Here is a 25,293-nt window from a genome sequence, read left to right as displayed (position 1 = left end):
CCGTTCGCTCACAGTGCCCGGCTAATAGGCTTGATTGTCAGGTATTCGTCAGTGACTTGGTAAGAGCGATGTGAAAGGTGCATTTTGTGACCACTTTCCTGACCGATAGTCTGCCTGAGCCGCTTAGGGCCATTCGAACGCGATCTTTGTTCGCCATGCGTCTGCAAGTGCAGAAGCTTCAGGTTATTGGGGACACACCAGGTGCGTTTCGCCGTATTGGTGTGATTCTTGGAGGATCGTTCGAAGGAGACCGACTATCCGGAGAAGTGCTGGAAGGCGGCAGCGACTGGCAAACGGTGCGAAGCGATGGCAGCACAACGTTGAATGTCCGTCTCGTTCTCAGAACGACGGACGACGCACTGATTGGCATGACGTATCAAGGCGTACGTCACGGTCCGACTGATGTCATGGACCGGATCGAGAAAGGTGAAGTCGTCGACCCGGCAAGTTACTATTTCCGCATCAATCCGGTGTTTGAGACCGCGTCGGCAAAATACGATTGGATCAATCGAACCCTTGCTATCGGGACTGGCCACAGACAGGCCAATGGACCAATCTACAACGTCTTTGAAGTGTTGTAGTTCGACTTAGCCTGTAAAGGATGGCGACACACGCGAACCGTTCCAGTGGGCCGGGTTCAACTTTGTGATTTTAGAAACAAATCTAGGCCCGATGGCAATGCTGCTGTAACGAGACTTGCCTAACTTGGGTGTTGCCGAGGCGGTTCTCCCCCCCTCCGTTTCGGCTTTTCCCCTAGAAGAAGAACTCAGCCGGGCTTATGTAGTCCGGCTCTTTTTTGCCCGGACTACAATGCTTATCTTAAGCACACTGCAGGAAGGAGCAATGCGATGTCTCTCAAATCCCTACTTGCCTTGGCTATCTTTGGGTTATTGCTCGCTGGTTGCCTGCACAATGATGGCAAGCCATTTGAACCGTATCATCCACCATGGGCGGAGAAATAGTAAACCCTGCTGCAAATCATCGGAGGTTCCGAGCCTCCGCACACTGGCCTTAAGGTTCCGCGCGGCGGCGCGTAAACCATCGGATGCTGCCGAGGACAGCCATCGCAAGCAATGGCCAGGCGGCCCAGAAAGTGCCCTGCCAGGAAAGCAGATTGATGCAGATGAGGGCAAAGCCAATTATCGCGAGGGCGGCCAGAACGTGATCAACCTGTCGGGCGGTGCGCATCCATGAAAGTGCGGCCACGATTGCTAAAGCGAGGATTGGCCACGGCGCCCAGAACTCACCGTCCCACGACAGCAGGTTGATGGCGAGGATACCGGCTGAGACTGCGCCCAATACTCCGTAGTTGCGCCACTTTGGTGCCACGCCGGAACCAGTGTTGCGGGTGTTGGTGAGTTCAACGGTCTTTTCATCGGACGCGCCCTTGGCCGGTAAGGGCTCCTGTTGTGCAGAACGGGGACTATCTTCCCCGATCCTGACGGCATAGCTGAGCACGCCACCTTCAATGTTCTTGACGGGTAGCTGTCCCAAGCATTCGAAACCCACCGCAACCTTGTTGCGCACGTGGTCGTACACCGTGTTGGATATGACGATGCCGCCAGCCGATGCAGATGCTTGCAGGCGTGCAGCCACATTCACACCATCGCCGTAAATGTCGTCACCTTCGGCGATCACATCGCCAAGGTTGATACCGATACGAAACAACATGCGCGTGTCGTCGGGGCGGTCGGCGTTGTAGCCTGCAAGCTCGTTCTGCACATCGAGCGCTGCGCGCACCGCCTCGACCACGCTGGCGAATTCAGCGATCAGTCCATCGCCCCAGGTGTTGACGACCCTGCCGCCATGGATTTCGATCAACCGGGACATTGTATCGCGGTATTTTTTCAGGGTGTCGAGGGTTCCTTCCTCATCGGCGCGCATCAAGCGTGTATAGTCCTGAACATCTGCCGAGAAGATCGTCGTCAGCTTGCGGCGCGTTCCGGTCATGGCGTTGTACTCTCCCAGCTCGATACCTGCAGGGGCCGCAAAGACACCCGTAGTCTTACGGACATTAACGGCTCGAGCCGGATGTGGGAAGAGTTAGGTCGTGAACCCATAAATCTGATGGAAATGGTATGAGGCCATCGATGGCCCGTGCGCAGGACTCGCCGTCGTGTCGAGCCTCTGAGGCGATGGGACACACCCACAATTTTAAGCCACATTATTCTCTGGATGCAACAGTAGGCGCTGGATCAGAGTCTCACCACCGCCTTGATCAGTCGGGTCCTGTCCTGGGCGAGTTTCTCAGAACAATGCACATCCAGCGTGATGGAGAAACCGACCATGGTCGCCGACTACGGTGCGCAGATCGCGGATCAAGTCTATATTGCGGTAGACTGTGGTGTCAGGCCGAGGGATTGGCAAATCCCTCATCCTACCAACCGCTACCAGCAAGTGAATCCACCATCGACGACAAGGTCGATGCCCGTGACGAACGACGAAGCGCGGCTCGAAAGGAATACGGCGGGACCGATCATTTCCTCAGGCGTCGCCAAGCGACCCATCGGCGTGTCCCGTGCGAATATCTCCACCTGGTCGGCAACTTCAGGCCGACGATTCATGGGTGTTAGTGTGTATCCAGGACTAATCGAGTTGACCCTAACACCACGGCCAATCCACTCCATCGCCAGACTCTTGGAGAGATGAATGACAGCGGCCTTGGACGAATTATAATCTGCCTGCTTCAGGTCGCGGTTGACGATCGAGCCAGATATGGAAGCGACGTTGATAATTGACCCCTTCCTACGGGGCAGCATTACGCGTGCTTGAGCCTGGCAAGACAGGAAAACGCCCGTAACGTTAACGTCATAGACCCGCTGCCAGTTCTTCAGCTCCAGTGTCTCGGCTTCGCCGCCAGCGCCGATGCCTGCGTTGTTAACAGCAATGGTCAACGGGCCAAGCTGTTTCTCAATTCGTTCGATCGCCCCAGAAAGGTCCTTCGCTGAGACTACAGTACCTTCGAACGTCAGGGTCTTGCGGCCCAGAGCACGAATCTTTTCTGCGGTCTGGTCCAAACCACCGTTTGAGCGATGGCCAAAACAGGCGACATCAGCTCCAGCCTCAGCTATCCCAATTGCTATGGCTTGCCCAATGCCACTGCCCGCGCCAGTGACGATGGCCACTTCACCATGCAGATCGAATAGTTTCATTTTTCGCTCCCTCGATAGTTGCTGGCCGAATATTGTCTCTGCCAGTCCGGACGCAAAACTTTGCAGCTCAACGGCATTTGAACCAGTCCATCAAATCTCTTATCAGGAGCCACGATGATTGCCTTGGTTGGGTCAATTCTCAAGTAGCGGAATGCCTGGTCCGTGATCGTGCTATGCGGCGGAGCCCGCTAGGGGGCGGCGAATTCCAAGCTTTTGATGGATCGAGCCCCAGACCTACCGCCAACGCCATAGAAAACTGATGAAAATCAACACTGTAGCCTTAGCTGTGTCTCTGGATCGAAGAGATCTCCAGGTCGCGGGATGATCGCCGTGCAATTCCCCGGGCGGGGGCCTGGATCTGTCACAAACAGCTTCATAACCTGAACGGGTCTAATTGCTATGAATCGACAGCAGCAAGTTCGCCGGCGGTAGGCGATGGTGGCCGCGTAGGCATCCGATGACACCATCGAGATAACCAGCGACCTCTAACCAATCAGGTTCCATGCCAAGGACCATCGCTTTCGCCGGGTACCAATTCCATCGGCCAGACCAAGTCAATGCTGTCCTGCGGATAATTGCTCGTGAAAGCGGGCATGGTTGAAAGCAATGCTTCGGCTAACTTAATGCCGAGATCGCGGAGCGAAATCCGAAAACATGTGAGAGTGGGCGACAGGAAGCGACTTTGCGTGCTTTCGCGAAAACCAACGACGGCAATGTCCCGGCCGGGATGGATACCCGCTTCGTAGAAGCGCCGGTAAAGACCGATCGCCATGTTTTCATTCACCAGAATGACCGCGGTCGGCATCTGCTTCTGCGCCAGCATTGCGGTAGCAACCCGGTAACCGCCCTCTTCATTGCTGTTCGCCGGAAAGACAAGATCAGGATCGAAGCTGATGCCATTGGCGCTCAACGCTCGTCTGTAACCTTCTACGAAAACGTAGCCAAGATTGATATCACTGGCCGGTACGCCGATTGCAATTCGCTGATGACCGAATTTGAGCAGCCGGGCCACCGCGGTTGCCGCCACGCCTTCAAAGTCAAGATCGATCCAGGGATATTGGCCGCCCGTGGCGCTGCGCCCAAGCGTGACAAAGGGGATTTTCCGCTCGAGCAGGAATGTTATTCGCGGGTCATTGCGCATTGTCGCTGAAATAATCAATCCGTCGACGAACCGGCGTCCGACTATGCGATTGAGATAGGCACCGGGATCCTCATCGGTTCCACACAGTAGAGCCACGAGATCGAGTTGATGCCGCCTGAATACGGATTGCACGCCTTCGAACACCGGCATGAAGAAGCTGCCGCCATTGTCGGCCGTTTCGATAGACGACTCGATCATGAAACCGATCGTGTTGGTGGTACCCTGTCGCAGGCTGCGGCCGGACTGGTTCGGGACATAGCCGAACTCTTTCGCCGCGAGGAGTACACGCTCGCGGGTTTCGGGATTGACATCGGACTTGCCATTCAGCGCCCGCGAAACAGTTCCGATCGAAATATTTAGATGGCGGGCAAGGTCCCGAATACTCACACTTTTTTCTCCTTGGCGCGCTCGTTCTGAGGGCCGCCCCTCATAAAACACCGAAATGAGGGATTGACAAAAATAAAACTCCGATATGAAATCGTAAACGTTTACGGAAGCCATTTGCAATCGATTTCGTTGATTTTCGATGGTTTTCGTTGGGAGGAGAAAAAATGCAACGTGCCGTTTTAGTCGGCTGCGGAGCCATGAGCAAAGCATGGTTCGAGGCCGCCCGCACCATCGGCGATGTCGAGATTGTCGGCATCGTCGACCTCGACACTGGGCGCGCTGAACACCGCGCCAAGGAGTTCGGTTGGGAGACGGCCGCCGTCGGTAGCAATCTATCTGATGTTCTTGGTCAAACCTCTCCCGACATCGTTTTCGATATCGTGATACCAGCCGCCAGGCATGCAACAGTTGCCACTGCTCTCGAGGCTGGCTGCCATGTTCTTTCCGAAAAACCAATGGCGGAAACTCTGGAGGAAGCGCGCGATCTCGTTCGCCGTGCGAGTGAGACAGGCCGAATTCATGCCGTCGTTCAAAACCGGCGATATCTGGCACAAATCCGGCGTATCCGCAGGCTTATCCAGTCGGGCACCATTGGCGACGTGACGAGCCTCCACTGCGATTTTTTTCTCGCTCCGCATTTCGGCGGGTTCCGCGAAGAGATGCGCCACGTTCTGTTTCTCGACATGGCGATCCATACATTCGATGCTGCCCGCTTTCTTGCAGGAGACGACGCCAACGCCGTCTACGCCCGCGAGTGGGAGCCCGGCAACTCGTGGTACAGCCAGGGATCTTCAGCGGCTGCCATCTTTGAATTCTCCAATGGTGCGGTTTTCACTTATCGCGGCAGTTGGTGCGCCGACGGTTTGCGCACAAGCTGGGAGAGTGCATGGCGTGTCATCGGCAGCAAGGGATCGATTGTCTGGGACGGATACGATGACATACGGGCCGAAGCCGTCACCTCCGGCAGAGAAGGCCTGTTTTCCGAGGTGACCGCCGTCGATATCCCTCCCCTCGACGCGTCTGATCGTATCGGCGGTCACCTCGGAGTCATGCAGGATTTCATTGCAGCTGCGCGCGGCGGTCCGCCTCCGGAGACCGTCGGCACGGAAAATATCAAGAGCCTCGCCATGGTGTTCGGTGCGATCGACAGCGCCGAATCCGGACGACGCATCGAAATTACGATCTGAAGGAGTTCGAAGTGAGCAACCCGGCAAAAGCCATCCGTATCGGTACCATGATCAAGGGTAATGCGCCCGACCCTGCTGCCTATGTCAAGAGCATATTGGCGCACGGTTTTGAAAGCTTCGAACCGTTCTTCTGGCAAGTGATGAACAAGGACCTGCCAAGACTTGCGGAGGAACTGAAGGAAGCGATCGGCGACGAGGATGTCACCATGTCGACACTGGGCATGTTCGGCAATCCGCTCGAGGATACAGAAATCGACCGTGAAACGTTGAAAGGTTGGGAGGCGCTCATCGACAATGCGCACCATTTCGGCGCGACGACAATTGCCGGATTTACGGGACGTGTTCGCGGTAAGCCAATCGAGGAAAGCTTGCCCCAATACCGGAAAGTCTGGACAGAACTGGCCAAGCGTGCTGCCGACAAAGGTGTAAAACTCGCATTCGAAAACTGCGCCATGGACGGCAATTGGGCGAGCGGCGACTGGAACATCGCGCATAATCCCGACGCCTGGGAAATGATCTTCAACGAGGTTCCAGCCGACAATATTGGACTTGAATGGGAACCCTGCCATCAGATGGTCTATCTGATCGACCCGCTGCCGCAAATTCGCAAGTGGGCACCGAAGATTTTCCATGTTCACGGCAAGGACGCGACGATCCGCTGGGAGGTCATCCGCGAGCACGGCATCTTCGGCAAGGAGAAATTCGTATTCATGCGCTCGCCGGGTTTCGGCGACACCAACTGGGTCGATGTGATTTCCGAACTGCGGCTTGCCGGGTGGTCGGGCTCGATCGACATCGAAGGTTGGCACGATCCGGTTTATCGCAATGAACTGGAAATGACCGGGCAAGTGCATTCGCTCAACTATCTCAAGCAGAGCCGCGGCGGCTCATACGTCCCTAACCCCTGAAACTCGACACCGGCCAATCTTGCCGCAAAGAAGCAAGCGGGCCGGACCAGCAACAAGAGGAGGAAAGCATGAAACGAGTTATGAAATGGATCGCGGCTGCATCGCTGCTGATATCCGGTGCCGCTCAAGCCGAGCCGGTAACGCTGGATATCTGGACGATCGATCGCCCGGATCAGTACATGTACCTGCTGAAGGACGAGTTCGAGCAGTCACATCCGGACATCAAGCTGAACATCAAGACCGTTCAATTTCGCGACATGGTCAACGATCTGGCACGCGCCACCGCAACCGGTGAATCGCCTGACGTGACCTATATCGACAATCCCGAAGTCGCACTCTTCGCCTCGCGTGGCTTGCTGCTGGATCTCAGCCCCATGCTGGCTGACTCGAAGGTCATCAAGAAGGAGGACATTTTCCCCGGCCCGCTTTCCTCGGTCACTTGGGACGGGAAGATTTACGGCATTCCACGCGGCGCGAATACCATTGCGCTCTACTACAATGCGGACATGTTCAAGGCGAAGGGCCTTGACCCGGACAATCCGCCCAAAACCTGGGACGAGCTATACGCCGCCGCGAAAAAACTCAACGATCCGGCCAAGAATATCTATGGCTTGGCGTTTTCGGCGGTAGCCACGGAAGAAGGTACATTCCAGTTTTTGCCCTGGCTGCAGATGGCCGGCGGCGACTACAACAAGGTCGACACCGAGGGTGGCATCAAGGTTCTGGATTTCTGGGGCAAGCTGCTGGACGAGAAGCTCGCATCTCCCGATACCTTGATCCGCAGCCAGTTTGACTCGACTGGTACCTTCAATGCCGGCAATGCAGCCATGGCCATTTCTGGCCCATGGGAACTACCTCGCATGGGACGGGAAGCAAAATTCGATTATCGCGCCGCGCTTTTGCCGATTCCCCAGGAAGGCGCCACGCGCGCCTCTGCGCTCGGCGAAGGCGACAACGTTATCCTCGCCAAAAGCGAGCATCCCAAAGAAGCTTTTATCCTGCTGGAGTTTCTCTATAGCAAGATGCCCGATGTCTGGAACCGTTTTGGCTTTGTGCCTGCCGCAAATGTGAAGTCGAATGATCCAAAAACGCCAGCCATCTATGCCGTCTTCGAGGAAAGCATGAAATATGCCCGCAATCGCGGTCCTCATCCTGAATGGCCCAAGATTTCGAAGGCGATTTACACCGCCATACAGTCATCGTTGACGCATCAGAGCGATGCGAAGACTGCGCTTGGTACTGCACAGAAGCAAATCGACGCTGTTTTGAACAAATAGACTTCGACAATCGCTCCTTCGCGCGTGCGGAGGAGCGAGGATCGGAGATTTGAAGTGGCAAGCGGGAGGATACTGTGCAAGGCATCATCAGAACCATCCGGGACGGCAGCGGATTTGACATCTTGCTGCTTGGGCTTGCCCTGCTCTATCTCATCATTTTTTCGGCGTTTCCCATCGTCTACAATATCATCATGTCCTTGCAGACGGTTGACATGTTCACGCTTACTTCATTCAACCGCCCGTTCGTGGGCTTGCAAAATTACTACGATATTTTCTCCCAGCCCGTTGCGGGTACAATCTTCTGGAACACAGTAAAATTTGTGTTTCTCTCTATTGTGTTCCAGCTTTCAATCGGCTTCGGGCTGGCACTTTTCTTCCAGCAGGACTTTCCGGGCGCCAGCTATTTGCGTGGCCTGTTCCTGGCCGGATGGATCATGCCCGCACTCGTCGTCGGCGCAATCTGGAAATGGCTTTTCGCCGGCGATTTTGGCGTTATCAACTATGCCCTGACATCCCTCGGGATTGCCGATGACCGCATTTTCTGGCTCTCAGATCCAAACGTGGCGCTCTATGCCGTTATCATCGCCAATATCTGGCTCGGCATTCCCTTCAACATGATACTGCTCTCGGTTGGCCTCGCGAGCATACCGCGTGACGTCTACGAGGCCGCCGAACTTGATGGCGCAGGAGCATTCGAGCGTTTTCGATCTATAACCCTCCCTCTGATGCGTGCGCAGCTTGGGGCCGTGATATCGCTCGGCGTTATCTTTACACTCCAACAGTTCGACTTGATCGCTGCTCTCACGCAGGGCGGCCCCGCTGACAGCTCTAATGTCGCTCAATATTGGTCGTGGCAGTTCTCATTCCAGACATATGAGATTTCTCTCGGCAGTGCCGTCTCCGTTCTCATGATCATCTTCGTCATAGTGGTAGCAGCCGTTTATGTGCGCTCTACGCGTCATGAACACAGCTACTGAGGAAGGAGGACGCTGATGAAACGCTACGTTCTGCTCATCATCGGTCTGGCCATGACGGCGATCTATCTGTTCCCGCTTTACTGGATGTATTTGACGGCCCTGAAAAGCAGTACCGAGATATTTCAGTATCCACCTACATTCTGGCCGTCAGACACGCAGTGGAATTTTCTGGAGGTATGGAAGAGCCGCGACATGGGCAGGTACATCTGGAATTCGCTGCTCATCGCTACAGGTGTTACGATCCTTGCTACGACACTGGGAACTGGCTGTGCCTACGTATTATCGCGGGTGCGTAATGTCTGGATTGAAATCGCCCTCTTCGCGATCCTGATGATGCAGGTTTTGCCGTCTTCTTTGATGGTCACACCCATCTTCGTTATGTTCAACCAGATCGGTCTTTTAGCCAGTCCGCGCATCGCTGTTATCCTGGCGCAAACCGCCAAGGTCTTGCCGCTCTACATCGTCCTCTGCCGGGCAACATTCGTGCAGGTGCCGCGTGAACTGGAAGAAGCGGCGCTCGTAGACGGATCATCGCGCATCGGCGCATTCTTCCACATCATGCTGCCCTTGGCACGCAATGGTATTCTCGTCACGTCGGTGCTGATCTTTCTGCAGTCCTTCGGCGAATATGTCTATGCGCGTTCGCTGATCGCCAAGAACGAATTGCAGACAGCAACTGTCGGGTTGCAGACGTTCATGGGGCCGAATGCCAATGACTGGAACGGCATCATGACTTACGCGGCCATCTACGTGACGCCCATCCTGATCGTATTCATGCTGTTGCAACGGCGGATCGTCAGCGGTCTTACCGCCGGCGCACTTAAATGAGGTGAATGATGCTCCAGATCGAAATCGACCATCTGAATAAGCATTATGGCGGGTTCCATGCGCTCAAGGACGTGAACATTTCCATCAAACAGGGCTCGTTCGTCGCCCTTGTAGGGCCTTCCGGCTGCGGCAAGTCCACTTTGCTGCGAACCCTTGCCGGACTTGAGAAAACCAGCTCCGGCGACGTCCGGATTGCCGGACGGAGTGTCATCGGCAAACCGCCGCGTGAGCGCGATGTCGCCATGGTATTCCAGTCCTACGCGCTCTACCCGCACATGGATGTCGAGCACAATATGAACTATTCGATGCGCCTGAAACGCCGTCCGAAGGAAGAAATCTCGGAGCGCACGAGAACCGCTGCAGAAACCCTCGGCCTTGGCAATCTTTTGGATCGCCTGCCCAAAGCCTTGTCGGGCGGTCAGCGGCAACGTGTTGCCATGGGTCGCGCCATTGTGCGCAATCCGAAAGTGTTCCTGTTCGATGAACCTCTCTCCAATCTCGATGCGGCGCTGCGCGTCCATATGCGCAGCGAGATTCGTAAACTGCACGAGCGCCTGAACGCGACGTCGGTCTACGTCACGCACGATCAGGTCGAGGCGATGACCATGGCCGATCACGTCGTCGTTATGCGTGCCGGCGTTGTCGAGCAGCAGGGAAGTCCGCTTGATCTTTATGACCGGCCGGCGAACAGGTTTGTCGCCGGTTTCATTGGTTCGCCGGCAATGAACTTTCTGCCTGCGACCGTTACCGACAATGGTGCTTTGGTACTTGACAACGACAGCACCCAGATAGGTTTGAATCGCGATATCGCTGCCGGTTGCCAATTCTGGATTGGCATGCGGCCCGAACATCTTTCCCTGAAGCCCTGCGTGAACGACATGGCCATTGATGCGACCGTCACCGGCATTGAGTCGACGGGAAGCATGACCTTCGTGGTTTTGGAGGTCGCATCGCAGCCAGTTGTTCTCGCCCACAGTGGCAGGCCCGTAACTCGCAGAGGTGACCATGTCCGCTTGCATATCTCCTTGGATAATCTGCATCTTTTTGATCGCGAAACAGAGCTGGCAGCATAGCGGTCCAGCAGTTTGTATATCGATAGGCGATCATTGTCCGTGATGCCGAACTGCGTAAAGCGATGGTCGTCAATGGTAAGCGTCCAGAGCGCATTCTCGCCATTGAGATTTCGCATGTGCTTTCGCATTGCCTGAAATGCATGGTCCGCTCCCGATGAGCGGATTTTCATTTGGCTTTCACGCTGAGATTTGGCGGTTTTCCAAGAGTAGTGCCTTCGCCATTCGAATGGAATGCAATGATAATACTATATGATAATTCTATTTACTATTGAGAATCGGCTCATTAAAGTCTGCAGGCTGAATGGTGGAACGCCTTTCACCCGTTGCCGGTAACCATAGGAGGTGGCCCGGCTTCGATCACCGATTGAAAACTCGGATCAACGACTGCGTTGAGCCAAATGGGAGGTTAGACATGAAATCCGCAATATCTATTGCCGCACTTTGCGCTGCGTTGATGTTTAGCGCGTCAATGCCAACTATGGCCTATGCCGCCGACAAGCCAACGCTGGCTTTCGTGGTGAATGGGGCCTCCGATTTCTGGAAAGCTGCCGAGGCGGGCGTCAAGAAGGCGCAGGCCGAATTGCCCGACTACAACTTGGAGCTCAAGTATCCCGAGCAGTCCTCGGTAGCCATCCAGCAGCGCCTGATGGATGATCTCGTCACAGCCGGCGTCAAGGGCATCATGGTGTCGGCCGTAGATCCGAAGACGTCTACCGATGGACTCAACAAGATTGCGTCCGAGACTGCCCTCTTCACCACAGATAGCGATGCGCCTCAGACTAATCGCGTCGCCTATATCGGTTCGTCCAACGTCGATGCAGGCAAACAGGCTGCAGAAATCGCGAAAAAAGCCATGCCTAACGGGGGCAAGTGTCTCGGATTTGTCGGCCTGCTCGGCGCTGACAATGCGAAGGAACGTATCCAGGGCATGAAGGATGGTCTCGCAGGCACCAAAATTGAACTAGTCGATGTTCGCGGAGACGATATTGACCAGACGCGTGCCAAGAAGAACGTCGAAGACGCTCTGGTGGCTAGCCCGGATGTTACCTGCATGGTTGGCTTTTACTCTTATAATACACCTCGCATTTACGAGGCTCTCCGCGATGCAGGCAAGTTGGGGCAGATCACCGTCGTTGGATTTGATGACGATCCGATTACGTTGGGTGGCGTCAAGGAAGGCACTGTCGCCGCTACTGTCGTGCAGCAGCCATTCGAATGGGCCTATCAGGGTATGAAAATGATGGCCGCTTACCTTGCCGGTGACAAGTCGAGCATTCCGGACAACAAATTGCTGATTATCAAGACTGTGATTGTCGGCAAGGACGATGTCGATGCATACGCTGCCAATCTGAAAAAGATGGCTGGCAACTAGGCTGTTTTCGAACAAGAGCTTGACGCGATGACTGGCAATGGTTTTACCGCAACAGGTGGCGTTAATCGCGCCGAATCCACGCCGGGCACAATCGATACTTCTTCTGACGCACGTCATCAGGCAGCCTTCCTCAGCTTGCATGACGTGCGAAAGACCTATCCCGGTGTTGTGGCATTGGATGGCTTTTCCATTGAGATCAGACCTGGCGAGGTAATCGGCCTTGTCGGTGAAAATGGCGCTGGCAAATCAACGCTGATGAAAATTCTGGGCGGTGTGGCGGCCCCGGACCGCGGTCTTATCAGGATCGACGGCGTCGATCATGACCGTCTTACAGTCGAAAATAGCCTCCAGTCCGGAATTGCCTTCGTCCATCAGGAACTGAACCTGTTCGAAAATTTGGACGTTGCCGCCAATATCTTCCTTGGCAGGGAGCCCTTGCGCGGCGGCCCTCTGAAGCTGGTCGATCGCGCTAAATTGCGCGAGATGGTTTTACCACTCCTAAAACGGGTCGGCGCTAATTTTACGGCCGACACCCCCGTATCGGAATTGTCGCTAGCCCAGCAGCAGATGGTCGAGATTGCCAAAGCTCTTTCGATCAAGGCAAGGCTTGTTATCCTGGACGAACCCACCTCAAGTCTTCCCTTGGCTGAAACTGAAAAGTTGCTCGGCGTGATCAAAGGCCTAAAGGCAGAAGGTATCAGCGTTATCTTTATTTCGCACCGACTCCACGAGGTCGAGAGCGTCGCCGATCGAGTTATCGTCCTTCGAGATGGAATGCTGGCGGGCACACTTGCAAGCGACGCCATCAATCACGACCAGATGGTCAAGCTCATGATAGGCCGTGCTTTGAAAGCCCGTACAAATACCTCGGAGCGCGAGGCTGGTGCAGTCGCGCTGTCCGCCAAGGGCATTCGCACAGCTGCTTACCCTCATCGGACCGTCGATTTGGACGTGCTGCATGGCGAAATCCTCGGGCTAGCAGGACTTGTAGGTTCGGGCAGGACTGAATTCGCCCGCGTTGTCTTCGGCATAGACAGGAGCCTTGGCGGAGAGCTTTATCTGGATGGCAAACATGTCCTGCTTTCTTCGTCCGCTGATGCGGTGGCCACTGGCATCTTTCTCGTCCCCGAGGATCGAAAGCTGGCTGGCATACTCCTTGATTTCGCTATTGCACAGAATATTTCGCTACCTAATCTTTCGGCGCATTCGGCCAATTTGATAATTTCAGCCGCCAGCGAAAATACGACGGCAGAAGCACAGAAAAGTAACCTTGGCATCAAGGCTCCATCGGTAAAAACGCGTGTCGGCACCTTGTCGGGCGGCAACCAGCAAAAAGTCGTTCTGGCAAAATGGCTTGCGATGAAACCAAGGATCATGATTTTCGACGAGCCGACTCGCGGGATCGATATTGGAGCCAAGGCTGAAATCTACAGACTCATGCAGGCGCTCGCCGACACAGGTGTCGCGGTCCTCATGATTTCGAGCGACATGGAGGAAGTCATCGGTGTTTCCGACCGCGTCGCAGTTATGCATGAAGGCCAGATTTCCGGCATTCTGGCCAAGGATCAACTTGATCAGGAGAATGTGCTTTTGCTGGCGGTGGGCAAGTCAGCACGATAGCATCTATAAGGGTTGGAGATCACGATGAATAAAAAAGATATTGGCTTGTTGATCCTCATAGTCGTCGTGGGAGCCGTTGTCGCAACAATCAATCCTCGTTTCTTGCTGCCCATCAATCTCGCCAATACGTCGAATCTCATCGGTCTCTTCGGTATCCTGTCGATAGGACAAGCGTTTGTTATAATAACCGGCGGTATCGAACTCTCGGTGGGTTCGTTAATCGCGCTACTCGGTGTTCTGTTCATCGATTTGATTGCAAATCATGGCATGGCTTGGCCATTGGCTTTCATGCTCATCCTGGTTCTCGGTGGGCTCATTGGTTTGGCCCATGGCTGGCTGATCACGCGGCTGAAGCTCCAGCCATTCGTGGTGACGCTGTGTGGCTTGTTGATTTATCGCGGGATCGCCCGATTCTATACTGCCGATGGGACCGCCGGCTTTGCTTTCGGCCAGAACTTTCCCACTCTTGAATTCCTTACGGCCGGCCGCACCTATGGCATTCCCAACAGCTTTATAGCCCTTCTCATTATTATGGGCGTGACGTGGGTAGTACTGCACCGGTCAGTTTTCGGGCGTTATCTTTATGCCATCGGCAAAAATGAGGAAGCGGCAAGATATTCCGGGATCAGGACAGGTAGAATGGTGATGGCTGCCTATGTCATTTGCGGTGTATTGACGGCACTCTCGGCTATCTACTTTGCAATGTATACCCGCTCGATTTCCCCCGCCAGCCACGGCAATTTTTATGAACTGTATGCGATCGCGGCCGCCGTCCTCGGTGGCTTTTCGCTGCGCGGTGGTGAAGGGTCAATCGTCGGCGTAATTCTCGGCACAATACTGCTGCAAGAATTGCAGAATCTGGTCAATCTTCTCGGCATTCCATCGTCGCTCAATTTCGCAGTTATGGGAGGGGTGATCCTTATTGGCGTTCTGGTCGATCAGCAGTGGGACGTTTTTCGAGCGAAACGCCGGTTGAACAAGGCGGCGCACTCGACACCATCAAATTGAAAACGCCGAACACAGGGTTGGCTCGACCGAACGCATGATGTTCATAGGCCGTCATTTCACCAGCGCTGTTGGCAGCAAGTGGCATATGGACGAGACCTACATCAAGCTCAGAGGCCAGTGGATGTATCTCTACCGGGCGATCGACAGCACGGGTGATACGGTCGGTTTCGGGAACCATGAATATAGATGACTGGCGGAGAGGAAGTCCGCCTCTCCGCCGTTTTTGCTGACTTTTCCGTCCGTAACCCATTGTAATTGCCAATAAAGTTAATAAGGTCAAATTGGCGGTTATGATAACGGGAATCGAAATTGAGTTTGGCGGAGACTTTTTGTGGCGAAGAATAAGCTATCTGAAACCAAGGTGAAATCGCTGGAAAAACCTGGAATTTATGGCGACGGCGATGGTCTATATATTCGCGTGCAAAAAGGCGGTAGCCGCAATTGGGTATTCGTGTGGAAGCGAGCAGGCCAGCGTAACGAAATAGGTCTTGGTGGCTATGGCCAAGGTACTGCGCCCGTTCCTTTAGCCCTCGCCCGCGAAAAGGCAGAAGTAATTCGCGGCCAGCTTGCTCGTGGCGATGATCCACGTACTGACAAGCGGCCAGCTAAAGTCATAACGTTTGAGCACTGTATGAAGGCATTGCTTGAGACAAAGAAGGACGATTGGAAAAACGAGAAGCATAAGCAGCAGTGGCTTATGACCTTGCGTGAATATGCCAAGCCGCTTCACGACATGCCGATCGCAGACATTGTAATGGGTGACGTAAAGGAATGCCTCGCTCCCCACTGGCAAGCACGGCCCGAGACAGCCGATCGCCTACGTTCCCGTATCCAAGCGGTCATTGACTACGGGATAGCCCACGAATGGCGCACGGCGGGCAATCCGGCCCGCTGGAAAGGGTTGCTCGATAAAGTGATGCCTGCGCGCCAAAAACTTGGTCGCGGCCACCATGCCGCCCTCGCCTACTCAGACATTCCCGCGATGGTGAAGAAATTACGCACGTCGAAAGGCGTCGCGGCGCGTGCTGTTGAGTTTAGCACTTTGACAGCGGCGCGCTCGGGTGAAACTCGCGGCGCGGTTTGGCAAGAGATAGACAAGGCCAAGAAGCTCTGGACGATACCCGCCGACCGTATGAAGGCGGGTGTAGAGCATCGTGTACCTCTTACAGATGCAGCACTCACCATCCTTGAGTCGCAGGAAGAGCGAGCGACAGGAGACCTTGTTTTCGGCGGTGGCCGCGACGGCCGCCCGATCAGCGATACCGCAATGACAAAGGCCTTGCGCCTGGCGGCGCCTAAGGATGGCGCGGCCACCCTTCACGGATTGCGATCTAGCTTCCGCGATTGGGCTGGCGATATGACTAGCCATCCCCGCGAAGTTGCTGAACAGGCCCTCGCTCATGTTATTGGCGGAGTCGAGGCTGCTTACCGGCGAAGCGATGCCCTGCAAAAAAGGCGCAAGCTAATGGAAGATTGGAGCAATTACGTTGGCTAAGCTTAACATAGATTTGACGGCATTCGAGATTCGAAAACTGCTGAACCACCGTAAGCGGGAGGAAGCTATCGAGCTTGCCTTGAAAGCGCTTGCTGCCGGTGAAGCCAAGCCTGAGACGCAACGTCTTGTGGCCGGATTGTTTGACGCAAAGAGGGGCGGCCAGCCAGTTGGTTTGTACATGTGGTACGAAATAGCAATGGAAAACATCCGGCTCGAAGACGAAGGTATGTCAAAGCGAAAGCATCGGGTCGAGGAGCTTGCCAGGTTTTGCGGCCGAAGTGGAAAACACGTTGAGGCATGTCTTACTTACTACGACAAAGGCAAAGACGAGAGCGATGCTATCTAATTGTAAAATAACAATAAAATACCCTAAGTGAATGTCTTATTCGCCTAGGTATTCACCAATGTCATTATAGCTATAACAGGCGTCATCCAACAACTAAAGGAGGACGCTTTGAACGATAACACCCCACGACTAGTTTCACTCAATCATGTCTGCGAACTTACCTCTCTAAGTCGTACCGCAATCAATAAATTTCGGGAACGCGGCAATTTTCCCGTTGAGGTAAGTTTGGGAGAGCGCCGTATCGCCTTCGTGCGTGCGGAGGTCTTGGCTTGGGTACAAGATCGCATTGACGCGCGCCAGGTGGCCGCATGAACGGCCTTATGATTTCTCGCAAATTGGGCTTGTCCGCGCAGCATATTAGAGAGCTTGCAGAGTGCAATATTGGCGCGTGCGAAACCTTCCTTTACGAGGCCCTAACAGAGGGCGACCAAGCCACAATTTCCTACGCTAGGAAGAAGATTCGCGCCATACGCAAGGAGTTGCGCCGAGCAATCGACAGCGAACGCGAAATTTATGAGCGAGAACGCGCAATCGAGGAAGAGTTAGACAAAAATAGGAAGCAACGCGCCAAGCGCAAGGCCGCATTGGTGGCAGCATGAGTTTCGAACCTCGAACAGTATCGTACTGGATGAAAGACGTGACAGACCCACATTCGTTACTGGGTCGCGACAAGCTGAACGAGCTAATCCTTGGTTATCCTGGCATAGCGCTTCGTCACGTAATTGTCTGGCGTTTCCATTTGCGTCGCTCGCACGAAGAATACAAATGGACTTCGCTCGCATCAGAACGATTCATGGAGTCTGACCTTCGCGGCTCATTTGGGGGCAGATGGAGTCTGGCGCGAAAATCCATAAGGAAGGCTCAAGACGAACTTATAGATTGGAAATTCCTCGCGCTTGTCGAAAAGGGCGCTGGCAAGGGTAATGCCTCGCGCTGGTGGCCAAACTTTCACCTACTGGAACAAGCCTCAAGCGGGAAGTTTCCACACGACATTTCAATAAGTGTGCCTCCGGTAATCGTTTCCAAATGGGGTTGCATAAATCCGACTGGATACCCCGACGTACCCAGTAATTCGCACACTTCTAACTTGTGCACTTTTTCCCAACCGGAGACCTCGGGGTACCCAGTAATGGATACCTCGGGGTACCCAGTTATCCCCTCAACCGGAGACCTCGGGGTACCCAAAGACTCAACTAACTTAGACCCGTATAAAGACGGGGATATAGTTAGGGGTACAGTATCATCTAATGATGTGCCGTTTGGCCTTGGGGCCACGGCAATCATAGATGGTCAAGAGCTTGCCTTTAATCGACTATGGCTGGCCTATGGGAGGCTAGGCAACAAACAGAAATCGAGAGAGGCCTTTCTTTCCATCAATCCAGATGCCGACCTTGCTCAAAGAATGGTTGAGCGCGCCAAGTCGTGGGCGTTATCCGCAAAGCCAGGCCAGAAACGTATGCCTTTAGAAAAGTGGCTGGCCGCAGAGAAGTATGACGAGGCCGACCGGGCTGCACCAGCCAATTCCAATAAGCCGTCATATGGCAAACTCATCTTGCCAACTCTGACGCAAGAAATGCGGATTACCGGATATGCGGAAAGCCGGGCAAACGTCGAGTTGGGTTTGCAGTACATGGATGGCGATCGCGAAGGCGAGGTAATCCAATACACAATGGAAACGAAATCATCAGCCTGCGTTCAGTTCAAAAAGCACGCGGGCGATTCTCCGATAGGAATGCCAATTCTTGCGATGAACCTACCGGGCGGAGGGCTTGGCTTTGGCCGTTCCAGTGTGAGGGCGGCATGACCTGGAATCGCTTCAAGGTATTACCGGAAGGCCGTCGACTTTACTCATCGCAAAGGACGCTCGATCGCACAAATACAACGGAATATGAATCGAGGGGAACGCCGGTCGTTCTCGACCTCGACCAGCGAATAGTAATGGAGCGATCAGCGTTATATAGCCAAATCAGGTTTACGCCCGCGACATTACAACCTCGCATCGGTCGCGCGACCACTCAACCGCATGACGGCCCTACGACGCCAGAGTGCGCTCGGGAATGGCATATGGCGCGCGAGGCATTCATGGCCAGGCTGCCGAAGTGGGACTCCGACATAGATCAGGTCAAGGCCTGGCCAACCGCAACGCGCTATATTCGCGCCGGAGACGAGACAAGGGCGGAAAGCCTAGCGAAGTACGCCGCTGCAAACGACAACTCTGTAGCGCCTCCGATCGCGACAAATCACAACTCGCCGGAGCTCCTAAGCGAAATGGGAGTCGAACGGATTTATAAAATCCGCCCCACCGTTAACGAGGTGACCAATGCCGGAAAGGATGGAATTCAATTCGATTCGAAAGGTCGGCTTACCAAATGGCGGAGCAGCGATGGAAAATGGCGCAACCCATGGGAGGAGTATCGCAAGCCGAAGGGTGTAGCCATGCACAAGTCGAAAGACGAGCAACTAGAAGAGCTCTTCGACCAACGAACCAAAGACGCCACTGTTTTGTCAAATCGTCACCTGGTCGCAGTTCTCGCGGGTATTGGTACAGACTTTCCCACGACGCTACCGGCTTCGAAGTATCCTAGCGAAGGCGTCGAGCGGTACAGCGCGGCGTCAAAGGTCAGCCGAGCTATAAAATATTACACGACAAAAGGCGGCAAGCCCGGCGCCGATTGGACGCAAGCCGAATACGACGCAGCCAAGACCGCATACACTGGCGGAATAACAAAATTGAATGGCCCGGCTCTTCCGCGAACAGAATACGGCGGGTTTCAAGACAATATGCCGTCGTTTATCGGTATGCGCATTGCTGGAAACGAAACATTTGGTGGCTCAACGCGATCATGGGATGACGCAATGATCGAGCGAATAGACTTCAAGAACGCAAAGGCCAAACTTAGCGCCAAGACAGTCTATTACCTGGATATGGCGACGACAGACGCCAGGGCCAGCGAGATAGGCCAGGCGATGGGATATCAAGGGAAGACGGCCGAACGAAAAGGCGTCGAAGAGATTAACTCGGCGGTCGACGAATTCATTTCGATGGCCGCATAGTTTTTCAGTCCCTCGCATAGGGACAAGAGCGTATATTGGTATAGGAAGAAAAATCCTCACAAGTTCAGGCTCGCAGCAATGCGGGCCTTTTTGATCGCGTTCACCGCACGCGGAACGCTGATCGAGCTTCCGGCCGTATTTCTCCTGTACGCCGGGAGCCTCCGCTATTTGTCTCGCGACCTGGTAGCGCCGCGAAAGCACCAGCATCAACGCTGCCATATAGGTGCTGGTGCACCGTTTTTTTAAAACCTCCGTACTCATCAAATTGAAAAGAAAGGAGTTACGATGCCAACAACCAATCAGGCCGTCGAAGCGATATCTGCGCGCGTCGGCTTTCCCATCGAGCGCTGTCGCTCTGTGGCTGTTAAACTGACCGAAGCGGGCAGCATTCCCGCTGGCGGACCACACAGGCCGCCCGAAATAAAACTGATCCACTTCCTCGATATCCTTATCGGCTCATCTTTGGATGTGCCATTGCGAGCAATTCCCGCAGAGGTCGCTCGATATCGGGAGCTCGGCGAGCCTGGATTTGATACCCCAAACATGCCCGCAAGCGTGAAGGCAAAATACGCCACAGTCGGCACAAGGCTAAATTACTTTTTCATCCTTCCTAATGAACTTGCCGACGTTCAGATCGATATCGTTCAAAATTGGAGAGAGGTGTCCATCTACGGCTCCGACAGTATTACTCGTTTCCGCGAGCCTGGCGCACTTCATTCCCATTGGGCCGACCCACATCATCGCCGGGCAGTCACTATACCAGGCCGCGCCATCGCTGCCGCCATTGACGATCTATTCGGAGAATAACCATGTCATTGCTAAAACAGAAAACCGTACCATTCGTCGTGCCGTCGCTTGCCGACGCTGATCCCGCCTACGCCGAATTGGTCGCTAAGCAGCGCGACCTCCTCGACCAGCAGGCAAAGTTTACCGCCGAGCGCGTCGGGCTTGTCGCGTCAATCCGGGCGGATACCAGCCGAGAAGTTGATCCCAAGGTTGCCGCACTGTTAGGCGATCCGGTGTCGGGAAAAGCGACCTCACGGCAGCGAGTGGGTGAAATCGATACCCATCTAAAGACCATCGCGAATGCGCTGGAAATCATAAGAATCAGGCTCGCCGACGCTCGTTCAAAAGCCAGCCTGGCAGTCTGCGCAAAGGTCAAACCTGAGTATGCTCGCCGCGTCAAAGCGATGGCCGAGGCCCTCGAACAGGTACAGGTTGCACGCGCACACTACGATGAACTGCGTTCCGACCTAGACGCGAACGACGTTAGTTGGGGTTCACTTGTTCCGATGACTCCGGCATTCCTCGGCGACTATCGCGACGGCCACGTTCCTCGCTGGCTAGGTGAAGCCAAAAGGGCGGGCTATTAAAATGGCGATTGAAAAGGCCCAGGCCAAGCGCGGGAATGCGCCGCGTAAGATTTTAGTGCGAGGCAAGCCGCTGGATATTAGATTGAACTCTGATCCCGTCGCCATCGCCCGTTCTATGCGCAGGGAATCTCCGGCCGCAAAGCGTGAGGCACGATTGCAGGCGTTGGAGCGTAAGCATGGCTTGCGCTGACTTCGAAACCCGTGCCAGTGCCCTGGATAACCCAAAGGCCAACATCATTAGCGGCTACGCCGCAACGTTCCACACTGAGGCCGTGATTGCTGGCGAGTTTGTCGAGAAAATTCAGCCAGGCGCCTTTGCTAGATCGTTACGTGAGAATGACGTGGTTTTCCTCCTTCATCATGACCACGGGCGCGTGCTCGGCCGAATGAGCAACGGCACGCTCAAGCTTGCCGAAGACGCGAAGGGTTTGCGGTATGAGCTAACCGTTGACCCGTCGACACCGGATGGACAGGCTATCACAGGCCTAGTTGGTCGGCGGGATTTGAAGGAGTGCAGCTTTGGATTCGGCGTCCGAGCCGAGACATGGGTTGATGGTACCAGTTTGCCAGTTCGCACTCTGACAGAGATTACCCTGTATGAGGTCAGTATCGTTACTTGGCCCGCTTACAGCAACACCAGCGCCGCGTTGCGGTCGTTGGAAGCGCACCGCGCAAGCGAGATTGTTCGGCGGAAAATTGAGCTCGACCTCAAGGCGCGTAGGATCAGGCTTAACTAGCGCCTAGCCTTATGGGGAGGGGTGGGTCAAATCCCTCAAAACGCGGTTTTTCGCGGACCGTTGTGGGGCCTTCGCGCGCACGTCCACATATCAAACAATGGGGGTAAAATTTATGGCACCACCACGAAAACCACTTGGTGCGGCCCGTATCTCGGGCGCCGCTGCCAAAAATCCACAGCGCTACCGCAACCGAGCCGAGCTCGTCGTCAACGAACCACTTGGAAAACCGCCTGCATGGCTGACCAAAGAGCAAGCGGCAGCGTGGCGGGAATTTGAGAAACGTTTGCCGTGGCTCAATGGTAGTCATCGTTGCGTCGTTGGAATTGCAGCGCGACTCCAGGCACAGGTTCAGACTGCGTCTTTAGGCGTGCCTGGTATGCAACTTTTGCGACAAGTCTTAGGGCAACTTGGCGCCACGCCTGCTAGTGCTGGTAAGTTGAATTGGCCTTCTGAGAACGTTGCAGACGACGATATCTTGGGTCCGTGAAAATCAACGAATTCCGTAAAATATTACCCGTCATTTTGAATGCGGTTTAACGTGCGTCCTTTACCAACGCGGGTAATGGAAACAAATAGCACATTCAAGGACGTTCTACGGGTCTTATCGCCAGCATTTGGCCTAATCGTCGGAATGATTATTGGCCGAATTCTTTTCGTTCATATGTGGCAAATCATGGGGGTTGGTGCGGTCTTAGGCGCGTACTTCCAAATGCGATACCATGAACTCACAAGCGCAAAACCGTTCTTCGCGGCGTTCGTCTGGTTGATTGCGATGATAATTGGCACCCCAATACTAGCAGTCACAGCCTTCATTCTAGGTCGAGTTCTTTAACTTCGATAAGTGCAAATATAAGCTACAGACGCCGCGCCAATTAATGGTTCTCTCCTTGTTTGATTGCCAATTGTATGTCGCTGACCTTCTCGGCAAACTCCGTGTGAGATAAATCGTCTAGCCTTTCGAGAACCTGTTCCCAGTCGAAGAAGGCCGTCACAGAGGACCTGTGAAGAGGATAGTAGACCCGATCACTCAACGCCCAACTTCTCAGATGTTGGAGTAAATCGAGGAAGCCTTTGTTCGATTCTGCATATTCTTGAACCCAAGCAGTAACTGGCTCCGAACCTGAAAGGTCTCTCCAACCGAACAAATATGCGCTCACATCAGGCATTTCGGATATCTGATTTTGAGTTTCGCTCGTGGATGTTCTTGAACCCAGAGCTGCTCGGAGCTCCTCCAGTTCACTATCACTAAAAAGCCAGTCCTCAGGTTGCGAAGACCTTTCGCCCGCAATACCGTGTTGACGCAGCTCAGTGCGGATGAAAGTACCGACGAGCCAATTCAAAGAGATACTGTTACTGACAAGGTTTCTAGATATTTCCATAAACCGTTGCCTGTCGCTAGCTCTAATTTGCTTGAGACAATCCCGAACTACAATCCTGGCATGGGTCTCGACGGAGATTGTGAATGGGCGGGGCTCACTTCTCTTGCTTAAAACGCTATCCATGCTGTTTGCGATCCCTACTGCAAGCCCCTCCGCTGCGGCAGTGTCGAGTGCACCAATTTGGGCAGTGTCTAAACGATCTAAAATGTGTTCAAACCAACTTTTGCCAGATACTCGTATTTGATCGGCATATGCTTTCAGTTTTTCCGTCAGCTCCGACACATCTGTTCTAGCCAGAGCAAGCAATGCGGCGAAATCCCGATCAGGCATAACATTTTTGGGAGCCGTAAGAGCAAAGTAGAAGCGATAATGTATTGGGCTGCCGAGCCGTTTCATAGAGATCAACTTCCGCACCTCCTCTAATGAGGTGCTACCAAAGACTCGTTCTTTAGCATCCTTATGATATTTTACGCCTGGGATGAACAGGCGAAGATTCCAAATCGAGCGAGTGGAGTCCGATTCCTCAATCGGAAGTAATTCGGTGAGGCGATCCCCTAGCTCGCTCTTTTCTGAATTTCCAATAGAAGCATCATTGGTAACTAACACTGATCTCAGGGAAAGATACTCCTCCATCCACCTATAAAGCTTCGGGAATGTCGTCTTGATGAGAAACAGGCGGCACAAATCCGGAAAATAGACGTCATCACTTATGGAGGGATAGATGAAGCGAATACCGTTTAAGGCAAGCTTAACTTCGCGGGGTGTCTGTAGAGCCCCACCTTGCCTATCAACCGCCCATTTCAAATCTTCAAGAATATCAGAAGATAGCTCAGACTTATTGACCGTTTTATATATTATCTTTGCCTCTTCTAAAAAACTTGTTCGTAGATCAAATGGCTCCGGCAATGGTAATGCGAAAGTTAGTTGAACTATCTTTTGGAGGAAATGATCTCCGTCATCGATGTTGAGCGCATGCTTTAATGCCTGGGCTAGAACGGACCGGTCATAACACATTAAGTAGGCAATTCTCGGAAAGTCAGCCACCGACCTAACTAGCCTGACAACTTCAACTGCTTGATAGGGTTCAAGTCGGTCGAGATCATCAATGATGACTATAAAACTTACCGCGAGCTCTGATATTTTTTTCGTTATGTCTTCTTTTGTCTCGGCCGTCGTGGCGTGTCGATCGAACTTTTCCAGATACTCGGCGCCTAGTTCGGCGGCATCGGCAACAATCTTTGAACCCGGGACAAAATATTCTGCGAATCGAACCGCTGGAGCCAACGTTCGTCCGGTTCGAACTCCGTATGCCCTCACCATTTTACCCAGTTCGGTACTCTTCCTCTTCGCTGATCTAAAGAAACGAGTGCTCTTCTTCGCGTTTCTGTCCTGGTCTTTTGCTTGCTCGATCTTTTCTAATATTTCGGCTACAGGATCGAGCAGTGATTTAACAAGATTTGACTTATCACCACTTAACCAAGGAGATATAGAAATTACGTAAGTATTGGATGCCTTTTTTCGGTTCAGCTCTTCACGTAACAAGTTTAGTAGGCTCGTTTTGCCGGAGCCCCATATTCCCTCTAGACCTATGACCATTCCATCGCTTTTAGACGCCATGAGAATCGAAGGCGCCAATCTTTCAGCAATTCCCGCAAATCCGAAATGGTCACTTTCCCGCGTGGCAACCGGTCTGTCAGAATCAGGGTTGAAGGTGATTGTCGGATCAATCGAATGTTCTGGATTGTGCAACACAGTCTCCCTCATGGCCTCATCATAGCCAGCATCATTGTTTCGAATAGAGGTTTGTACACGCGTTCGGATGTGTATCGCTCGCGTGCTATAATGTAGAGGATTCGTTCATTAGTCATAAAAACAGAGGATCATATTGTATTTGCTGCTGTCGGGCCTTCGATTACCTATGCGCCGGTCATTGACGCGACCGGAGCCGACGCCGACGCGGTGGCACGAATTGAGCAAGC

Annotated in this window: 23 protein-coding genes and 1 pseudogene; 20 read left to right on the top strand and 4 right to left on the bottom strand. The window is 53.7% G+C overall.

What is annotated here, in order from left to right; all coding sequences use genetic code 11:
- The first annotated feature begins 86 nt into the window (after positions 1–86).
- A complete protein-coding gene (locus LB462_RS01370; RefSeq protein WP_224505626.1) occupies positions 87–581 on the top strand; it encodes a DUF3237 domain-containing protein in 495 nt (164 codons plus the stop codon).
- 430 nt (positions 582–1,011) lie between these two features.
- On the opposite strand, the gene LB462_RS01365 is transcribed toward LB462_RS01370, so the two are convergent.
- From LB462_RS01365 to LB462_RS01355, 3 genes are all read right to left on the bottom strand, one after another.
- Entirely contained in the window at positions 1,012–1,950 is a 939-nt protein-coding gene (locus tag LB462_RS01365; RefSeq protein ID WP_224505625.1) for an adenylate/guanylate cyclase domain-containing protein, read from the bottom strand.
- Positions 1,951–2,387: 437 nt separating this feature from the next.
- Positions 2,388–3,152, bottom strand: coding sequence for an SDR family oxidoreductase (locus LB462_RS01360; protein WP_224505624.1), 765 nt, complete (start codon positions 3,150–3,152; stop codon positions 2,388–2,390).
- Positions 3,153–3,645: 493 nt separating this feature from the next.
- Complete coding sequence (locus LB462_RS01355; RefSeq protein ID WP_224505623.1) at positions 3,646–4,680, bottom strand: LacI family DNA-binding transcriptional regulator; 1,035 nt, start codon at positions 4,678–4,680, stop codon at positions 3,646–3,648.
- Between the two features lie 164 nt (positions 4,681–4,844).
- Between LB462_RS01355 and LB462_RS01350 the strand changes: the two genes are divergently transcribed.
- The 19 genes and pseudogenes from LB462_RS01350 to LB462_RS01260 all read left to right on the top strand — a co-directional run bounded on the left by LB462_RS01350 (position 4,845) and on the right by LB462_RS01260 (position 21,935).
- Positions 4,845–5,867, top strand: coding sequence for a Gfo/Idh/MocA family protein (locus tag LB462_RS01350; protein WP_224505622.1), 1,023 nt, complete (start codon positions 4,845–4,847; stop codon positions 5,865–5,867).
- 11 nt (positions 5,868–5,878) lie between these two features.
- Complete coding sequence (locus LB462_RS01345) at positions 5,879–6,775, top strand: sugar phosphate isomerase/epimerase family protein (RefSeq protein ID WP_224505621.1); 897 nt, start codon at positions 5,879–5,881, stop codon at positions 6,773–6,775.
- Positions 6,776–6,843: 68 nt separating this feature from the next.
- Entirely contained in the window at positions 6,844–8,052 is a 1,209-nt protein-coding gene (locus LB462_RS01340; RefSeq protein ID WP_224505620.1) for an ABC transporter substrate-binding protein, read from the top strand.
- A gap of 74 nt (positions 8,053–8,126) precedes the next feature.
- Positions 8,127–9,029: a carbohydrate ABC transporter permease gene (locus LB462_RS01335; RefSeq protein ID WP_224505619.1), complete on the top strand. Its 903-nt coding sequence runs from the start codon at positions 8,127–8,129 to the stop codon at positions 9,027–9,029.
- A 15-nt stretch (positions 9,030–9,044) separates the two neighbouring features.
- On the top strand, positions 9,045–9,857 hold the full coding sequence (locus LB462_RS01330) for a carbohydrate ABC transporter permease (RefSeq protein WP_224505618.1): 813 nt from the start codon (positions 9,045–9,047) through the stop codon (positions 9,855–9,857).
- Between the two features lie 5 nt (positions 9,858–9,862).
- Positions 9,863–10,930, top strand: coding sequence for an ABC transporter ATP-binding protein (locus tag LB462_RS01325; protein ID WP_304610436.1), 1,068 nt, complete (start codon positions 9,863–9,865; stop codon positions 10,928–10,930).
- A gap of 412 nt (positions 10,931–11,342) precedes the next feature.
- The gene (locus tag LB462_RS01320; protein ID WP_112527662.1) at positions 11,343–12,302 is read left to right on the top strand and encodes a sugar-binding protein; all 960 of its coding nucleotides are present in this window, start codon (positions 11,343–11,345) and stop codon (positions 12,300–12,302) included.
- 27 nt (positions 12,303–12,329) lie between these two features.
- On the top strand, positions 12,330–13,922 hold the full coding sequence (locus LB462_RS01315; RefSeq protein WP_224505617.1) for a sugar ABC transporter ATP-binding protein: 1,593 nt from the start codon (positions 12,330–12,332) through the stop codon (positions 13,920–13,922).
- A 24-nt stretch (positions 13,923–13,946) separates the two neighbouring features.
- Complete coding sequence (locus LB462_RS01310) at positions 13,947–14,930, top strand: ABC transporter permease (RefSeq protein WP_224505616.1); 984 nt, start codon at positions 13,947–13,949, stop codon at positions 14,928–14,930.
- Positions 14,931–14,997: 67 nt separating this feature from the next.
- A pseudogene (locus LB462_RS01305) lies at positions 14,998–15,117 on the top strand (DDE-type integrase/transposase/recombinase); the annotation flags it as partial.
- A 144-nt stretch (positions 15,118–15,261) separates the two neighbouring features.
- Positions 15,262–16,425: a tyrosine-type recombinase/integrase gene (locus tag LB462_RS31360; RefSeq protein ID WP_224505615.1), complete on the top strand. Its 1,164-nt coding sequence runs from the start codon at positions 15,262–15,264 to the stop codon at positions 16,423–16,425.
- Positions 16,418–16,771 carry a hypothetical protein gene (locus tag LB462_RS01295; RefSeq protein ID WP_224505614.1) on the top strand — a complete coding sequence of 118 codons (354 nt, stop codon included), beginning with the start codon at positions 16,418–16,420 and terminating at the stop codon, positions 16,769–16,771. Before LB462_RS31360 ends, LB462_RS01295 begins: the two co-directional genes overlap by 8 nt.
- Positions 16,772–16,879: 108 nt before the next feature.
- The gene (locus LB462_RS01290) at positions 16,880–17,083 is read left to right on the top strand and encodes a helix-turn-helix transcriptional regulator (protein ID WP_224505613.1); all 204 of its coding nucleotides are present in this window, start codon (positions 16,880–16,882) and stop codon (positions 17,081–17,083) included.
- Complete coding sequence (locus LB462_RS01285) at positions 17,080–17,370, top strand: hypothetical protein (protein WP_224505612.1); 291 nt, start codon at positions 17,080–17,082, stop codon at positions 17,368–17,370. Before LB462_RS01290 ends, LB462_RS01285 begins: the two co-directional genes overlap by 4 nt.
- Before the next feature lie 530 nt (positions 17,371–17,900).
- Positions 17,901–18,575: a hypothetical protein gene (locus tag LB462_RS01280; RefSeq protein ID WP_224505611.1), complete on the top strand. Its 675-nt coding sequence runs from the start codon at positions 17,901–17,903 to the stop codon at positions 18,573–18,575.
- A gap of 260 nt (positions 18,576–18,835) precedes the next feature.
- Positions 18,836–19,825, top strand: a complete 990-nt coding sequence (locus LB462_RS01275) for a hypothetical protein (protein ID WP_224505610.1) — start codon at positions 18,836–18,838, stop codon at positions 19,823–19,825.
- Positions 19,826–20,110: 285 nt separating this feature from the next.
- Positions 20,111–20,632 carry a hypothetical protein gene (locus LB462_RS01270; RefSeq protein WP_224505609.1) on the top strand — a complete coding sequence of 174 codons (522 nt, stop codon included), beginning with the start codon at positions 20,111–20,113 and terminating at the stop codon, positions 20,630–20,632.
- Between the two features lie 2 nt (positions 20,633–20,634).
- Entirely contained in the window at positions 20,635–21,198 is a 564-nt protein-coding gene (locus tag LB462_RS01265) for a hypothetical protein (RefSeq protein WP_224505608.1), read from the top strand.
- A 176-nt stretch (positions 21,199–21,374) separates the two neighbouring features.
- A complete protein-coding gene (locus tag LB462_RS01260) occupies positions 21,375–21,935 on the top strand; it encodes an HK97 family phage prohead protease (protein ID WP_224505607.1) in 561 nt (186 codons plus the stop codon).
- An 872-nt stretch (positions 21,936–22,807) separates the two neighbouring features.
- Here LB462_RS01260 and LB462_RS01255 read toward each other — a convergent pair.
- A complete protein-coding gene (locus LB462_RS01255) occupies positions 22,808–25,063 on the bottom strand; it encodes a KAP family P-loop NTPase fold protein (RefSeq protein ID WP_224505606.1) in 2,256 nt (751 codons plus the stop codon).
- Between the last annotated feature and the right edge of the window lie 230 nt (positions 25,064–25,293).

This window comes from Phyllobacterium chamaecytisi (genome assembly GCF_020164455.1).
GTDB lineage: Bacteria > Pseudomonadota > Alphaproteobacteria > Rhizobiales > Rhizobiaceae > Phyllobacterium > Phyllobacterium chamaecytisi.
This window is presented reverse-complemented; position numbering and strand designations above follow the sequence as displayed.

Bases quoted from the DNA above. Each gene is read 5' to 3' on its own strand.
- LB462_RS01265 (WP_224505608.1), top strand. From the start codon at position 20,635: ATGTCATTGCTAAAACAGAAAACCGTACCATTCGTCGTGCCGTCGCTT.
- LB462_RS01285 (WP_224505612.1), top strand. From the start codon at position 17,080: ATGAACGGCCTTATGATTTCTCGCAAATTGGGCTTGTCCGCGCAGCAT.
- LB462_RS01320 (WP_112527662.1), top strand. From the start codon at position 11,343: ATGAAATCCGCAATATCTATTGCCGCACTTTGCGCTGCGTTGATGTTT.
- LB462_RS01340 (WP_224505620.1), top strand. From the start codon at position 6,844: ATGAAACGAGTTATGAAATGGATCGCGGCTGCATCGCTGCTGATATCC.
- LB462_RS01325 (WP_304610436.1), top strand. From the start codon at position 9,863: ATGATGCTCCAGATCGAAATCGACCATCTGAATAAGCATTATGGCGGG.
- LB462_RS01260 (WP_224505607.1), top strand. From the start codon at position 21,375: ATGGCTTGCGCTGACTTCGAAACCCGTGCCAGTGCCCTGGATAACCCA.
- LB462_RS01350 (WP_224505622.1), top strand. From the start codon at position 4,845: ATGCAACGTGCCGTTTTAGTCGGCTGCGGAGCCATGAGCAAAGCATGG.
- LB462_RS01310 (WP_224505616.1), top strand. From the start codon at position 13,947: ATGAATAAAAAAGATATTGGCTTGTTGATCCTCATAGTCGTCGTGGGA.
- LB462_RS01270 (WP_224505609.1), top strand. From the start codon at position 20,111: ATGCCAACAACCAATCAGGCCGTCGAAGCGATATCTGCGCGCGTCGGC.
- LB462_RS01360 (WP_224505624.1), bottom strand. From the start codon at position 3,152: ATGAAACTATTCGATCTGCATGGTGAAGTGGCCATCGTCACTGGCGCG.
- LB462_RS01280 (WP_224505611.1), top strand. From the start codon at position 17,901: ATGGATACCTCGGGGTACCCAGTTATCCCCTCAACCGGAGACCTCGGG.
- LB462_RS01315 (WP_224505617.1), top strand. From the start codon at position 12,330: ATGACTGGCAATGGTTTTACCGCAACAGGTGGCGTTAATCGCGCCGAA.
- LB462_RS01275 (WP_224505610.1), top strand. From the start codon at position 18,836: ATGGCGCGCGAGGCATTCATGGCCAGGCTGCCGAAGTGGGACTCCGAC.
- LB462_RS01365 (WP_224505625.1), bottom strand. From the start codon at position 1,950: ATGACCGGAACGCGCCGCAAGCTGACGACGATCTTCTCGGCAGATGTT.
- LB462_RS01330 (WP_224505618.1), top strand. From the start codon at position 9,045: ATGAAACGCTACGTTCTGCTCATCATCGGTCTGGCCATGACGGCGATC.